Source organism: Rubritalea marina DSM 17716 (assembly GCF_000378105.1).
GTDB lineage: Bacteria > Verrucomicrobiota > Verrucomicrobiia > Verrucomicrobiales > Akkermansiaceae > Rubritalea > Rubritalea marina.
In genome coordinates this window covers 128,517-143,028 of sequence record NZ_KB899254.1, presented here as the reverse complement: position 1 = coordinate 143,028, position 14,512 = coordinate 128,517, and the positions used below count along the sequence as shown (strand labels likewise).

Annotated in this window: 10 protein-coding genes; 3 read left to right on the top strand and 7 right to left on the bottom strand. The window is 50.3% G+C overall.

All coding sequences use genetic code 11. The annotated features are described in order from the left end of the window. Window positions 1-105: 105 nt before the first annotated feature. Entirely contained in the window at window positions 106-552 is a 447-nt protein-coding gene (locus F454_RS15760) for a TraR/DksA family transcriptional regulator (protein ID WP_018970141.1), read from the bottom strand. 327 nt (window positions 553-879) lie between these two features. On the opposite strand from F454_RS15760, the gene F454_RS0108075 reads away from it, so the two are divergent. Then, window positions 880-1,395: a hypothetical protein gene (locus F454_RS0108075; RefSeq protein WP_018970140.1), complete on the top strand. Its 516-nt coding sequence runs from the start codon at window positions 880-882 to the stop codon at window positions 1,393-1,395. A 3-nt stretch (window positions 1,396-1,398) separates the two neighbouring features. Further along, window positions 1,399-2,016 (top strand): hypothetical protein, encoded by a 618-nt coding sequence (locus F454_RS0108070; protein ID WP_018970139.1) that lies wholly within the window; start codon window positions 1,399-1,401, stop codon window positions 2,014-2,016. A gap of 96 nt (window positions 2,017-2,112) precedes the next feature. On the opposite strand, the gene F454_RS0108065 is transcribed toward F454_RS0108070, so the two are convergent. Beyond that, window positions 2,113-3,468 carry a tetratricopeptide repeat protein gene (locus F454_RS0108065; RefSeq protein WP_018970138.1) on the bottom strand — a complete coding sequence of 452 codons (1,356 nt, stop codon included), beginning with the start codon at window positions 3,466-3,468 and terminating at the stop codon, window positions 2,113-2,115. A gap of 257 nt (window positions 3,469-3,725) precedes the next feature. Between F454_RS0108065 and F454_RS16340 the strand changes: the two genes are divergently transcribed. Beyond that, window positions 3,726-3,893, top strand: coding sequence for a hypothetical protein (locus tag F454_RS16340; RefSeq protein ID WP_156817197.1), 168 nt, complete (start codon window positions 3,726-3,728; stop codon window positions 3,891-3,893). Window positions 3,894-3,941: 48 nt separating this feature from the next. On the opposite strand, the gene F454_RS0108055 is transcribed toward F454_RS16340, so the two are convergent. The 5 genes from F454_RS0108055 to rplJ all read right to left on the bottom strand — a co-directional run bounded on the left by F454_RS0108055 (window position 3,942) and on the right by rplJ (window position 14,502). Next, window positions 3,942-4,880 carry a YybH family protein gene (locus tag F454_RS0108055; RefSeq protein WP_083912937.1) on the bottom strand — a complete coding sequence of 313 codons (939 nt, stop codon included), beginning with the start codon at window positions 4,878-4,880 and terminating at the stop codon, window positions 3,942-3,944. A gap of 232 nt (window positions 4,881-5,112) precedes the next feature. Continuing rightward, a complete protein-coding gene (gene rpoC / locus F454_RS0108050) occupies window positions 5,113-9,255 on the bottom strand; it encodes a DNA-directed RNA polymerase subunit beta' (protein WP_018970135.1) in 4,143 nt (1,380 codons plus the stop codon). A 75-nt stretch (window positions 9,256-9,330) separates the two neighbouring features. Then, complete coding sequence (rpoB, locus tag F454_RS0108045; RefSeq protein WP_018970134.1) at window positions 9,331-13,224, bottom strand: DNA-directed RNA polymerase subunit beta; 3,894 nt, start codon at window positions 13,222-13,224, stop codon at window positions 9,331-9,333. Window positions 13,225-13,459: 235 nt separating this feature from the next. Continuing rightward, complete coding sequence (gene rplL, locus F454_RS0108040) at window positions 13,460-13,831, bottom strand: 50S ribosomal protein L7/L12 (RefSeq protein ID WP_018970133.1); 372 nt, start codon at window positions 13,829-13,831, stop codon at window positions 13,460-13,462. 146 nt (window positions 13,832-13,977) lie between these two features. After that, window positions 13,978-14,502 (bottom strand): 50S ribosomal protein L10, encoded by a 525-nt coding sequence (gene rplJ / locus F454_RS0108035; protein WP_018970132.1) that lies wholly within the window; start codon window positions 14,500-14,502, stop codon window positions 13,978-13,980. Between the last annotated feature and the right edge of the window lie 10 nt (window positions 14,503-14,512).

Below are 14,512 nucleotides of genomic sequence, written 5' to 3'. Positions count from 1 at the left end.
CCAACAGGATTCACATGATCTAAGTCATTCATCGGTAAAAAATAAGCACCCTCTGAAATCATTGATTTCTGAGGGTGCTAAAAGGATCGATTTACTTAAGAGATCTTAGAGAGTAAGCCCTGAGAAGCCGGATTCATCAGAGCGGCGGTAGCGGTTCTTACCGTGCTTTTCTTCCCATAGCTCCTGACATTCGATGGTGAGGCGGCAGAATGGAATCGCCTCGAGTCGTGTGTTTGGGATTTTTTGGCCAGACATTTCGCAAATGCCGTAGACGCCATTTTCCACCCGAAGGATCGCTTGTTCGATTTCGTAGAGCGCATCGTGCTCTTTGGAAAGGATACTGAGCGCCAAATCGCGGTCATAGGCATCACTTCCTGCATCACCTGAGTGCTCACCGGATCCAGTTGCTTCACTCCCCTCTGGATGACTTCGGAGTGTGTCCTGAGTCTTTCCGGCGGTAGTATCTACCATTTCGTCCCGAAGGTCGAGGAGGCGCTGGTATTGTTTTTTTACAAATGCGGTGAGTTTTACAGGTTTATCGGCTTGTTTCATAGGTTTGTATTTATTCTTCGATCCTAAGATCGAGGGTAGGGTCATATTGGGTTTGACTCAAATCGTACACAAATATTCCAGCATTGTGAGATTCTCTTATTATCAGCACGTTTCGTACCACATTGGAGGTATGGGATTGATGCGATAATTCAACGCCATTATTGTCACAACAATGGCAGAAAAATCCTAAAACACGAAATTAAGCATTCGTAAGCTATACGCTTAACCTCACTTTCATCAAGAAAAAACAATCTATCTCCAACGTAAGATATTTAGGTGGATTTCTCCAAGATTGACAGAACTCTATCAGAGTTGCACATTATCGCTATGACTTGGAATGACAATTTTCTCAAACTATTCCGCCGCTGTATCGAAGCATTTCGAAGCGGCAACATGGACTTTGAGTCCTACTACAGTGAAGACGATTTAGCCTTTCTAGAGAGTATCGGGTACAAGCCGCGTGAGTTATTCGATTTCGTGGAAGACCTAGCAGATGCAGGTGAACCAACAGAATCCACAGCACTCCTCATAGCGGCAGTGCGTCGGGACTACCTCAATGTGATGCAAAGCGGGGTGTTGAGTGAGCATGAGATCAGCCCAAGTGACCTTCCAGCAAAGAATGAAGAATTCGACGGGATCCGATACCTCCCACGCATCATCGCCAAAGCTGAGCATAAACTCCGCGGCGAGCTCGATCCGGACATCATGTATTCTTGCGGTGGCGACCGCAACTTCCTCAGGAAACATGGCAATCTCCACCCAGCTGACTTTCTTCGGCACGTTTGGGCTGCAGATGGAGACATCCAGCAGATTGCCAAGCTCATCAAATCTCAATCTGCATAATCCATGGGCAAAGACTACAAGGGCGAGCAAGTGCTCGTGATCACACGCTCACAGTTTGACGAGCTGGGTTCTTTTCAAGGGCTATCTACAGACGTCGACAGCTATCTTCCGGTTATCTTAGATCCGAAGAATAACTTCTTTATGGATCGTGGAGCCGCGGAAGAGGATCCCAGCCACAAACAGCTCATCCCCTATGTGCTGATTCGCCTCAATGGTAAATTCGTACACTATTCTCGAGGCAAAGCTGGTGGAGAGGCTCGGCTCCACGCCAAGCGTTCCATGGGAATCGGCGGACACATTAACCCTGAAGACGAACGCGAAGACCACCTTGGCTATGAGACATACATGGCTGGCGTCGAACGTGAGATCGCTGAAGAAGTGGTGATCGACGGCACGTACACACAGAAAATCATTGGTCTACTCAATGACGACTCGAATGAAGTAGGGAAGGTCCACCTAGGAGTGGTCCACTTATTTGACGTCACTGGCTCCAATGTGCGTTCAAATGAGGACGCCATCGTCGATCTCCAGCTCAGCGCCCCTTCTGAAATCAACACGGCGATCTACGATCGCCTCGAAACGTGGTCACAATTCTGCGCAGACGCAATTGATCAGCTATAACGCTCTGAGCTATTCTTTATAACATCAATGAGGCACCCCGTTGGACGAGGTGCCTCATTTTGTTATTACACACTACTATGAGAAACGTATTCGCATCTATGATGCTTTCTTGAAGTCGATACCAGGATCCCCTTCGGTTCCGCCCGCGATCAGGAAGTTGAGTGTTTGATCATCCTTCATTTCAATAGCGGCGACCATTTGGCTCTCTGTATCGCTAAGAACCAGAAGTCCTTCATCCATGCTAGCTTCACCCTCCATTTTGAATGGTTGCGTACCATCATCATAGAGCCAGACAAACTTGTTATCCTTGTCGATGCTTAGAGTGATGGTCCCTTTATCGGTCTTGGCTTTCCATTCACCTTGCAGCGATTCAAGGGCTGGAGGACGATACTCCTTGCCTGAAGACTTCGCTGCTTTTGTTTCACCATCACCATCTGTGGTATTTTGCGTAAGCCTCAACAACTGTGCCGCCACGCTGTCCTTTGGCTGAAGATCCACCACCTTAGCAAAAGCGTCACTCGCTTGATCAAAGTGACCAGCAGTCATGAAGTGATACCCGAGCAAGAAATGCGCCTCAGCGGAACCCGGAGTTTTCGTAGCATAATCCTCCAATGCTCTGAGCTGGTTTTCGTAGGTGGTCGACGAATCGTATTGGTCGATCATAGTCTCCCAACCCCAACCCGGACTTGAAGAAAGTAACGAATGCAACACGGATGCCGCATCACCATACTTCTGTAATGCAAAAAGGCACAGAGCTCGAAACTCATGCTGCACAGTTTCTCCTGGATCAAAGCTAATTGCTTCGTCTGTCTTTTTCAACGCGGTGAGATAATCCTTCTTCTTGAAGGCATCACGAGCAGCATCAAATGCCTTGGAGGCCTTCTCTGCGACATTGTCACTCTCCGCCTCGGTCATACCCGAACGTTGCTCCACAGCTTGCTCGGCAGATTGAGTCACTGGCTGAGCATAGTCTACCGTGCTAGAGCCACTATTGTTGTATACGACCACCGTCTGAGTAGGGTACGGATTATAGTATGAATGGTAACCGCAGTTGAAGATCAAGTTACCAATTCCCCATCCTACCAAGCCCCAGGCAATCACCCGCCCTGGACGGTAATAGTATGGGTATCTGCCCCATCCGTAATGCCAATGGCCACGGTGCCATGGGTAATAAGCTCCACAACCCCACCATGGTCGACCGCCCCAATGGCGACTATTCACAGACCAATTCACATTACGTGAGAAGTTGATGTCCACGTTATTGCCAATGTTCACACGTCCGCCTCCCGGGCGATGTCCGACACCTGGGCGCTTGCTCCAGTCGGCTCGCTTGCCATTGCCAATTGACGGGCGCTTGCTAATCGGCGGCTTTGCGATGGGCTTGCCGATCGACGGTCTCTGCGCTGGCCGCTTATCAGCCAATTTTCCGCCACTTGGGCGCTCAGGGCGCACGCTAGGCTTCCCTTGAATGGGTTTACCATCTAGCCCAATCGACGGCTTGGCGTATTTCTTATCACCAGGCTTGATCGAGGGACGCGTGCTAGGTCTTTGATTGTTTCCAACAGATGGGCGCGTCGAGGGTTTAGTCGAGGGCCGCGTTGTTGGACGACTTTGCGGTCTAGTCGCCGGCTTTGTTGATGGCCTTGTCGTGGGCTTGGATACTGAGGGTCGTGTGCTAGGACGACTGACATTGGGCCGCTGAGCCGGTCGTGAAGACGTCATCGGATTCCGCTGCACCTTCTGTGGTCGCTGTGCTGGACGCGAATGGCTCCGCTGTGGTGCTGCAGCACGGGCAGAAGCACGAGCACCACCACCACCTCCTCCTCCTCGGTTACCTAGACCTCGAGCGTCAATCTCTGGAATGGCTAACATGGTAAGAACCGATAGAAGCCAGGTGTATCGATTGGTATTTCTTTTGATTCGCTTCATTGTTCACCTCCTTCTCTATTTGCAAACGGCTTAGGCGGTGACTTCACCAGCCGCATGTTAAAATCATCTTGTGGAGCACCATCGACTTCACGCTTGGTAAAGCTCCAGACGATCTGCTCAGGTTTCACGACTGACACTGTCTGCAGGCTTTTGGTGGACTCACCATCAGCGTTCACCCCAGCAGCATCCATGTTCCACACCCCCTCAACTCGTCGCCAAGTAGAGTGAGAATAGCCACCCAATGAATCAAATGACCAAGACACGATCTGACCAGCTTTATCATCCCAGCCAATTCTCGTTGTCGTGCGCACGGGCTCGATCCCTGGAGAAATGAAGCGCCCCTGTCCAATCATCCATGCACCAGAGGGGTCCCACCGGAACTGTACTTTATAGGATGCCTCATCAAATTGCGCTACCCACTCACCAATCAACCCTTCAATAGATTCAAGGGCGTCATTACTCGAAGATTCCGCCGGCTGGACAGTGCGGCTATTTTCAATCCGCCAGGAACCATCATCCTGCTTGGCTACGATCGCGGCATAGTAGAAGGTGCTTGTTTCATCGTCATTCTGCATCACTAGTGCGCCTCGTTCGATCACGCGCTCTGGTGACTCGAACTTCACAGAAGTGGCTTCCATTCCGATCTTTGCACCTGGGTTACTCTCGAAAATATTTTGGTAGTACAGGTGTATGGCTTCTCGGCCTTTGATCGAAACATCCTGACCGAGCTCAATCACCCCATTCTCTGCAAACAAGGCAGCCAGTGTTTTGGCATCCTGCTCATTAAATGCATCGACAAAGGAAGCTGCAGCTCCTTGCAGTTTCCCCCATTCAACCTCCTCATAGCTAGCACCTGCAGGCTGTGACTCTCCCGCTGGATTAGCCCAGAGAGCAGCCGAAAGGCATGCCATCATTCCGACACTCCATTTCATCATAGTCTCCCATATAACAGCTAATTTGTTTTAAGGCTAGAAAAGTCTAACCATAGTTCTGAATTAGTGGCTAAAAAGCGAGCTTGGCAATAGTAAGCCACCATCTAGGTACTTTACCTATGCTAAGCACTTTGCCAGATGCTCCTGCATCACAGACGAAAAAAAGCCCGTTTGAGCGATTGCGCTCAAACGGGCTGAAATAGTTGCTAGCTAGAATGTGCTAGAGAACCGCAGCTTAGGCAGTCTCTGCGCCTTCTTCAGCGGACTCCTCCTGCACTGGCTCTGGCTCTTCAACAGTGAACTCAAAGCGTGAGCTCTTGTGTGTTCTGAAGCCAGTACCTGCTGGAATGAGGTGACCCATGATCACGTTTTCCTTGAAGCCCTGGAGCGTATCAACGCGGCCGAGGGTTGCAGCTTCTGTGAGGACTCGTGTGGTGTCCTGGAAGGATGCTGCAGAGATGAAGGAGTCAGTTTCAAGAGACGCCTTGGTGATACCAAGGAGTACAGCTTCACCTTCAGCCGGCTTACCACCCTGTGCTGTCACTGTGCGGTTTGCTCGGTTGAATGCGGTGCGGTCTACCTGGTCTCCCCAAAGGAAATCAGTGTCACCAGTTTCAGTGATCTTCACCTTACGGAGCATCTGACGGATGATGATCTCGATATGCTTATCGTTGATCTCCACACCTTGGACTCGGTAAACTTCCTGAACTTCATTCACGAGGTGCTCCTGAAGTTCCTGTGCACCACAAGCCTCGAGGAGGTCTTCCGGAGCCACTGGACCGTCAGTGATTTGATCACCAGCCTTCAGTATATCACCTTCAGCAACAGTCACGTGCTTACCCATTGGGACGAGGTGGTCAGCGGACTCACCGGTCTCGACATTGGATACAATCACCTTCTTCTTACCACGCACATTCGGGCCGAAGGAAACTTCACCGTCGATCTTAGCGATCGTACAAGCGTCCTTTGGACGACGGGCTTCGAAAAGCTCAGCAATACGTGGAAGACCACCAGTAATGTCTTTGGTCTTTTCAGCCTTACGCGGAGTACGCGCAAGCTGGCCACCACCACCGATGATCTGGCCTTCAGTTACAGAGATGTGAGCACCAACTGGAATTGGGTAGGAGGCGAGCACTTCGGAAGTTGCTTCGTCCACAATCACGATGGATGGGTGAAGATCTTCTTTGTGTTCGGTAATAACCATACCTTTCTTGCCGGTCTCTTTATCAGTCTCGTTACCAACAGTGATGCCCGTGATCATGTCGCGGAATTCAATCTTACCAGGCTTCTCAGTGAGAATTGGTACGTTGTATGGATCCCAAGTCACGAAGGTAGCACCCTTCTTCACTTTTTCACCATCCTTGACGGAGATAACGGAACCAATGATCAGTGCGTGTTCCTCTACTTCGAGGCCACTCTTATCCTGGATCGACACGGCGCCCTTCTTATTAAGAACAACCCAATTACCATCTGCATCCTTAACGGTACGGAGATCTTTGTAAACTACAGTACCACCAGACTTTGCCTTGATGATTGGCTGCTTGAATGATGCGGTAGCCACACCACCAACGTGGAAGGTACGCATTGTAAGCTGTGTACCAGGCTCACCGATAGACTGAGCTGCAATAATCCCCACGGCTTCACCGTCTTTACCGATTTTGCCGGTAGCGAGGTTCAATCCATAGCAAAGAGCACAACAACCTTGTTCGGCTTCACAAGTAAGAACTGAGCGAATCTTGAGTGTCTGGCGACCAATGTCTTCCACACGCTTCGCTTGATCTTCATTGATGATATCGTTGACGTTGATGATCACTTCGCCAGATACTGGATCCTTCACTTCTTCACAAGAAGTACGACCATAGATACGCATTGGGAGTGTTGCCACTTCCTCATCGCCATCGAAGATTGGGCCGACAGTGATACCATTGACGGTGCCACAATCTCTTTCATGGATGATCACGTCCTGAGACACGTCCACAAGCTTACGAGTCATGTAACCGGAGTCAGCAGTCTTGAGAGCTGTATCCGCGAGACCTTTACGCGCACCGTGAGTGGAAATGAAGTACTCAAGTACTGAGAGACCTTCACGGAAGTTTGAGGTAATTGGGCGTTCGATGATTTCACCAGATGGCTTGGCCATCAAACCACGCATACCTGCAAGCTGCTTAATCTGTGCCTTGTTACCACGAGCACCAGAGTCAACCATCATGAAGAGTGGGTTTGGCAAGTATTCACCACCTTTGTGCTCCATCTGACGGTATACCGCATTCGCGATGTTGTCTGTGGCGTGGGTCCAAATATCAACCACCTTCTGATAACGTTCGTTGTTGGTGATGACACCGTCGCGGTAGAGTTTGTCAACCTTATCGATTTCCTCATATGCCTTGGCAAGCTCTGCCGGCTTCTCAGCTGGGATCACCATGTCAACAAGACCAATGGATGTGCCTGAGCGAGTCGCCTCGGTGAAGCCAAGTGTCTTGAGGCTATCGAGAGCCAAGACGGTGTTGTTCTTACCAGCTGCCTGGTAACAACGCCAAATCACATCACCAATTTGCTTCTTACCAACGGTGAAGTTGATGAAACCTACGCCCTCAGGCCAGATTTCGTTGAAGCGCACACGGCCAGGAGTGGTCTCAATGATCTTGAGCTCCTTATCGCCGTATACAGTATCCTTGCCGAAGTCAGGGTTACGCAGACGGATGAGGTCGTGGTAACGGAGCTTACGGGATGCAATTGCGAATTCAACTTCAGTCGTATTCTCGAAGAGTGGGAGATGCTTCTCCTTGTTTGCCTCGATCTCAACAGCGGTACGTATACGGCTGTAGGTGAGATAGTAGTTACCGAGAATAATATCCTGAGAAGGAGTGGTGATAGGCTTACCTGAAGAAGGTGAGAAGATGTTGTTTGGCGCAAGCATAAGCTGACGCGTTTCCATCTGAGCCTCTACAGAAAGTGGTACGTGTACCGCCATTTGGTCACCATCAAAGTCCGCATTGTATGCAGTACATACGAGTGGGTGCACACGGATCGCAGAACCCTCAATCAATACTGGCTCGAATGCCTGGATAGAGAGCCTGTGAAGTGTCGGCGCACGGTTCAACATCACTGGGTGACCCTTGGTCACTTCAGCGAGGATGTCCCAAACCTCAGTAGTCTTACGGTCAATCATCTTCTTCGCAGAACGCACTGTGTGACAGTAGCCGAGTTCCTTGAGACGACGGATAATGAATGGTTCGAAGAGCGTGAGTGCCATCTTCTTAGGAAGACCACACTGACCAAGTTTCAGCTCAGGACCAACCACGATCACAGAACGACCGGAGTAATCCACACGCTTACCAAGAAGGTTCTGACGGAAACGTCCGCCCTTGCCCTTGAGCATGTCTGAGAGCGACTTGAGCGCACGGTTACCAGCACCTGTGACAGCACGACCGTGACGGCCGTTATCGAAGAGTGCATCCACCGCTTCTTGAAGCATGCGCTTCTCGTTGCGGATAATCACTTCAGGTGTCTTCAACTGAAGAAGGTTCATCAAGCGGTTGTTACGGTTGATCACACGACGGTAGAGGTCGTTGAGATCAGAAGTAGCAAAGCGACCACCTTCAAGTGGCACCAATGGACGAAGGTCCGGTGGGATCACTGGAAGCACATTCATGATCATCCACTCTGGACGAGTCTTGGATGAAAGGAAGCCTTGCGTAAGCTTAAGGCGCTTGGCGAGCTTCTTCATGGTCTGCTTAGAACGTGTGTTCTCCATTTCTTCCTGAAGATCCACGATCATTTCCTGCAGCTGACACTGGGAAAGAAGGTCTTGGAGAGCTTCTGCACCCATGGCAGCACGGAATGAATCTTCGCCGTAGTCGTCTTCAGCATCGCGAAGCTCAAGCTCAGTGAGAAGCTGGCCGCGCTCAAGTGGCGTGTCACCTGGCTCAGTAACGATGAAGTCTTCGTAGTAAATCACACGCTCAAGGTGACGCGCAGACATATCGAGCATCAGGCCGATACGTGATGGCATACACTTGTAGAACCAAATGTGAGTCACAGGCACTGCGAGCTCGATGTGGCCCATACGCTCACGACGCACGCGGGAGAGAGTCACCTCCACACCACAGCGGTCACAAACGACGCCTTTATGCTTAATACGCTTGTACTTACCACAAGCACACTCCCAGTCGCGAGTTGGACCGAAAATACGCTCACAGAAGAGACCACCCTTCTCTGGCTTGAATGTACGATAATTGATTGTTTCAGGGTTCTTCACCTCGCCCTTAGACCATCCGCGGATGATCTCTGGATTCGCAACGGTGATAGCGACGTGATCGAATGAGTCAGGCTTTTCGTCGACTCCGAATAGTTCACGCAAGTTAGTTTCAACACTCATTTTATTAGTAAATTGTTATTTGTTTTTAGTAATTGGGAATATGGGGCGGCGATTGCCGCCCACTTTTCGTGTTGATTAGAGAGTAAGATCATCGAGTGAGAAGTCGTCAGATCCTAAGTCAGCACCAGGGGCAGCTGATTCGGAATCCTTGACGTAGCCCTTACCTGGGCGAACATCTAGACCGAGTGATTGCATCTCTTTCATGAGAACGTTAAACGATTCTGGAGTACCAGCTTCGAGGTTGTTGTCACCTTTGACAATCGCCTCATAGATTCGCGTACGGCCCTGAACGTCATCGGACTTGACTGTAAGCATCTCCTGTAGGGTGTAGGCGGCGCCGTAGGCTTCGAGAGCCCACACCTCCATCTCACCAAATCGCTGACCACCGTACTGAGCCTTACCACCGAGCGGCTGCTGGGTAACAAGTGAGTACGGACCAACTGCACGTGCGTGAATCTTGTCAGCCACAAGGTGACCGAGCTTCAGCATGTAAATTTGACCTACCACGACTGGCTGGTGGAATGCCTCGCCAGTACGACCGTCGTAGAGAGTGGACTTACCACCTGTGGAGCCGTCCTTGCCGTCTCCAATCCAAGTGAATCCATCAACTTTCTTAGCTTCGGACATGAAGTCCCAAACTTTTGCTTCAGGGATACCGTCGAAAATCGGTGTGGCTACATTGAATCCAAGTGCCTTGGCTGCAACACCAAGGTGGGTTTCAAGAACCTGACCAACGTTCATTCGAGATGGTACACCAAGTGGGTTCAAACAAATGTCCACTGGAGTTCCGTCGTCGAGGAACGGCATATCTTCTTCAGGTACGATTGTCGCGACAACACCTTTGTTACCGTGACGACCTGCCATCTTATCACCCACGGAGAGCTTGCGCTTCTTCGCGACGTAGACTTTGACTTCCTTGATCACACCTGGATCGACTTCGTCGCCTGACTCCATTTGGTCAAGACGGCGTTCGCGATCGGTATCGAGCTCAGAGAAACGACCTTCGAAGGTAGAAATGATTTCGAGGATCTTGTTACGGATCGGTGATGGATCGATTTCGATGTGATCGTGGATCGCTGCAAGCTTACGAAGGAGAGTCTTGGTGATCTTACGGTTCGCAGGGATGATGATTTCGCCTGACTGTGCATTCACTACATCGAGTGGGATCTTTTCGCCGAGAAGGATGTCGGAGAGACGCTCAGTGAGCTGGTCCGTGAGGGCGTCTTTCTTCTTCTTGTACTCGTCGTCAATCTTCTTGAGCTTTTTCTTCATCTCAGCAGGATCCATGTCACCACCTTTGCGGCGAGCGAGTCCGTGAGTTGAGATGCGAATATCCTGAACGATGCCGATGGTGCCTGATGGCACGCGGAGTGAAGTATCCTTCACGTCTGCAGCTTTCTCACCGAAGATCGCACGTAGGAGGCGTTCTTCTGGAGCGAGCTCAGTTTCGGATTTCGGAGTGATCTTACCGACGAGAATATCGCCAGGCTTCACTTCTGCACCAATGCGTACAATACCGTCGTGGTCGAGGTTCTTGAGAGCCTCTTCACCGACGTTTGGAATATCACGAGTGATTTCTTCAGGGCCGAGCTTGGTATCACGAGCAGCACATTCGTACTCAGAGATGTGGATGGATGTGTACACATCTTCCTTCACCACGCGTTCGGAGATCACAATAGCATCCTCGAAGTTGTATCCATTCCATGGCATGAAGGCCACGAGAACGTTACGGCCGAGTGCGAGCTCACCACCTTGGGTGTTCGGACCATCAGCGAGAACAGAACCAATCTTCACCTTGTCGCCACGGTGGACTACTGGCTTCTGGTTCATGCAAGTACCTGCGTTGGAACGCATGAACTTACGCAGTGGGTAGACAAACACACCCTTACTGAAGTCAGTCTTCACCGCGGTGTTGTCTGAGAGAAACTCGTTGTCAGTAACTGGGAGCTCACCATCTTTTGTGACGATGATGACTTCACCAGTGGATGCGGCCACCACACCTTCTGATTCCGACACTACCACTGCGCGGGAATCCTGAGCAGCTTTTGCTTCAAGACCTGTACCCACGAACGGAGCTTCGGAGATGAGAAGCGGCACACCCTGACGTTGCATGTTTGAGCCCATCAAGGCGCGGTTCGCATCATCGTGCTCGAGGAATGGAATCAATCCAGCAGCAACAGAAACAAGTTGCTTTGGCGAAACATCCATATAATCAACTGTCAATGGCTCAACCTCAATGAATTCGCCACCACTCTCACGAGCAGTCACGCGTTCGTTGAGGAACTTACCACCCTTGTCGATCGGGTTGTTCGCCTGAGCAATGAGGAAGCTTTCTTCCTGGTCAGCAGTGACGTACTCAATCTCGTTGCTAACCACACCATTCTTCACCTTGCGGTATGGTGTCTCAATGAAACCAAACTCGTTGATACGCGCATAGGTACACATCGAGTTGATCAAACCAATGTTTGGACCTTCAGGAGTTTCAATCGGGCAAATACGTCCGTAGTGCGACGGGTGAACGTCACGCACTTCGAAGCCTGCACGGTCACGGTTCAAACCACCAGGTCCAAGTGCTGAGAGACGACGCTTGTGCGTAAGCTCTGCAAGTGGGTTCGTCTGGTCCATGAACTGGGAAAGCTGGGAACGACCAAAGAAGTCGCGAACCACCGCTGAGAGAGCCTTTGGGTTAATTAGCTTCTGAGGGGTCATACCCTCGATGTTCACATCAAAGAGCGTCATACGCTCTTTCACAAGACGCTCGGTACGAGCAAGACCTACGCGGCACTGGTTAGCGAGAAGTTCGCCTACAGCACGCACACGACGTGAGCCAAGGTGATCAATATCATCCAGCACACCATCACCCTTCTTCAGCTTGAGAAGGTACTTGGTAGCATTGAGGAAATCTTCGCCCACCATGGTGCGGGTCGAGGATTCGACTTCGATGCCGAGCTTTTGGTTGATCTTGTAACGGCCTACACGGGTGAGGTCATACTTCTTGTCATCAAAGAAGAGACGCTTGAGAAGTGCGCGAGCATTCGCGGCTGTTGGTGGATCGCCTGGGCGAAGCTTCTTGTAGATGTCCTTGAGTGCAGACTCTTCATCGTGTGATGGGTCTTTCTTTAGGGACTTGATGAGTACTTCGTCTTCGCGTGAGTCAATCACGTCCAGGTTCTTAAGACCAAGTGGAAGGAGCTGACGCACCACACCGATAGTGAGTGGCTCGTAACACTTTGCAACGACAACTTCGCCATCCATGACGTCTTCAAAAGGCACCATTGATGCAAGCTCTTCTTCATCCATCTCTTCAGCAAGCTTGAGCTTCTTGATGGCGTAAAATTGCTCACAAATTTCGCGATTGCTTGGGTAACCAAGTGCACGAAGGAATGTGGTGGCAAGGAACTTTCTTCTACGGCGACGACGGTCGAGGTAGACGTAAAGAAGATCGTTGGTGTCAAATTGTGTTTCAAGCCAAGAACCGCGATCTGGAATAATACGGAAGCTGAAGAGCTCTTTGCCATTAAGGTGAAGAGACTTCTCAAAGCAAATACCCGGAGAACGATGAAGCTGTGAAACGATCACACGCTCAGCACCGTTTATCACGAAGGTGCCTCGACGTGTCATCATTGGCAATTCGCCCATGTACACACGCTCTTTTTTGGTGCCAGTCTCATCCTTCAAGTTGAAGGTAACATAGAGAGCAGCACTAAAGCTTTCTCCAGTCTGAAGGCTCTCAAGCGCAGTGGCTTTAGGCTCCTCAATGTCATATGCACTGAAGTCTAGCTCGATGGTCTCATCGTAGCTCTTGATTGGGAAAACTTCCTTGAGGACTGCTTGAAGACCAGTCTCAATGCGCTGAGTAGCAGGCACATCTTTCTGAAGGAAGTCCTCGTAGGACTTGGATTGAACTTCGATGAGGTTCGGTGGTTCAATCACCTCATCAATTGTTCCGAAGTAGCGTCTTTCGGCCATGGTTAAGTACGAGTATTATTTAGGCGGTTAAACCCGATATCATTTTACTGATTCGGGCAGCTTGGTTTAGGATCCTGTTTCCAGTTTGTGAGATTCCAGCAACTACATTGATGGAGTCTCATTCACCAGAGTTCAAATTTCGAGCATTAACTAACAGAAACTTGAACTCTGATCAATGAGGCGCAAAAAGGTGACCCCGTAAAAACGGAGTCACCTCAAGAAGATTATTCAAAAATTACTTGAGTGTAATCTTAGCGCCAGCTTCTTCGAGAGCAGCTTTAGCAGCATCTGCAGCGTCTTTATCAAGAGCCTCAGCAATTACAACTGGTGCGCTTTCAACGAGCTTCTTAGCTTCTGCAAGACCAAGACCGGATGCAACACCACGTACTGCCTTAATGACAGCAATCTTGTTGCCACCAGCTTCAGTGAGTTCTACGTCGAAGTCAGTCTTCTCTTCAGCAGCTTCGCCACCAGCAGCAGGGCCAGCAACAGCTACAGCAGCAGCAGCGGATACGCCCCATGCTTCTTCGAGGTTCTTAACGAGCTCAGCAGCTTCGATTACAGTGAGTTTGCCGAGTTCTTCAGCGATTTTTTCTAGATCAGCCATTATATTGTGTTTTCTATAGTTAGGTTTCGTCGCGCCCTGAGCATCAGGGGCATTTCAGTTCTCCAGACCGGAGGTCCGACGAGGAACCAAGGTTGGTTATCAAGCAGCGCAAGTTACCCCACACTGCTATCAGTTCAGATTGTTTATTATTCAGCAGCTGCTTCTTCAGCTGGAGCGGAAGCACCTTCGCCACCGTCTGCTTTAACTTTTTCGTTAAGCACACGAGCGATCTGTGTACCAGGCTCGTTGATGACACCGAGGAGCTGTGCAAGGAGCACTTCGCGTGATGGAAGGCTCGCAAGAGTCGTGAGCTTAGCAACGTCGAGAGCCTCGCCGTCGAGCACACCAGCCTTGAACACGTCCTTCTTGTCAGCAGCTTTAGCAAATGCCTTAACAGCACCTGCTGCAGCACACACATCACTGTCGCCAGTAATGAACGCTGTTTGACCAACGAGTTCAGCACCAATGTCTGGAAGGCCAGCCTTGGTCATTGCTGCACGCATGTAAGTATTCTTGGCTACGTGGCACTCAGCACCTGAGTCACGAAGCTTAGAACGAAGGTCTGCGAACTGTGGCACAGTCGTACCAGTGTAGTCCACAACGATGACGAATGGAGAAGCGTTTACGCGCTCGTAAAGTTCGTCGATGATGAAAGATTTATTAGGATTCATAGTGATCGTT

Bases quoted from the DNA above. Each gene is read 5' to 3' on its own strand.
- F454_RS15760 (WP_018970141.1), bottom strand. From the start codon at position 552: ATGAAACAAGCCGATAAACCTGTAAAACTCACCGCATTTGTAAAAAAA.
- F454_RS0108075 (WP_018970140.1), top strand. From the start codon at position 880: ATGACTTGGAATGACAATTTTCTCAAACTATTCCGCCGCTGTATCGAA.
- F454_RS0108070 (WP_018970139.1), top strand. From the start codon at position 1,399: ATGGGCAAAGACTACAAGGGCGAGCAAGTGCTCGTGATCACACGCTCA.
- F454_RS0108055 (WP_083912937.1), bottom strand. From the start codon at position 4,880: ATGATGAAATGGAGTGTCGGAATGATGGCATGCCTTTCGGCTGCTCTC.
- rpoC (WP_018970135.1), bottom strand. From the start codon at position 9,255: ATGAGTGTTGAAACTAACTTGCGTGAACTATTCGGAGTCGACGAAAAG.
- rpoB (WP_018970134.1), bottom strand. From the start codon at position 13,224: ATGGCCGAAAGACGCTACTTCGGAACAATTGATGAGGTGATTGAACCA.
- rplL (WP_018970133.1), bottom strand. From the start codon at position 13,831: ATGGCTGATCTAGAAAAAATCGCTGAAGAACTCGGCAAACTCACTGTA.
- rplJ (WP_018970132.1), bottom strand. From the start codon at position 14,502: ATGAATCCTAATAAATCTTTCATCATCGACGAACTTTACGAGCGCGTA.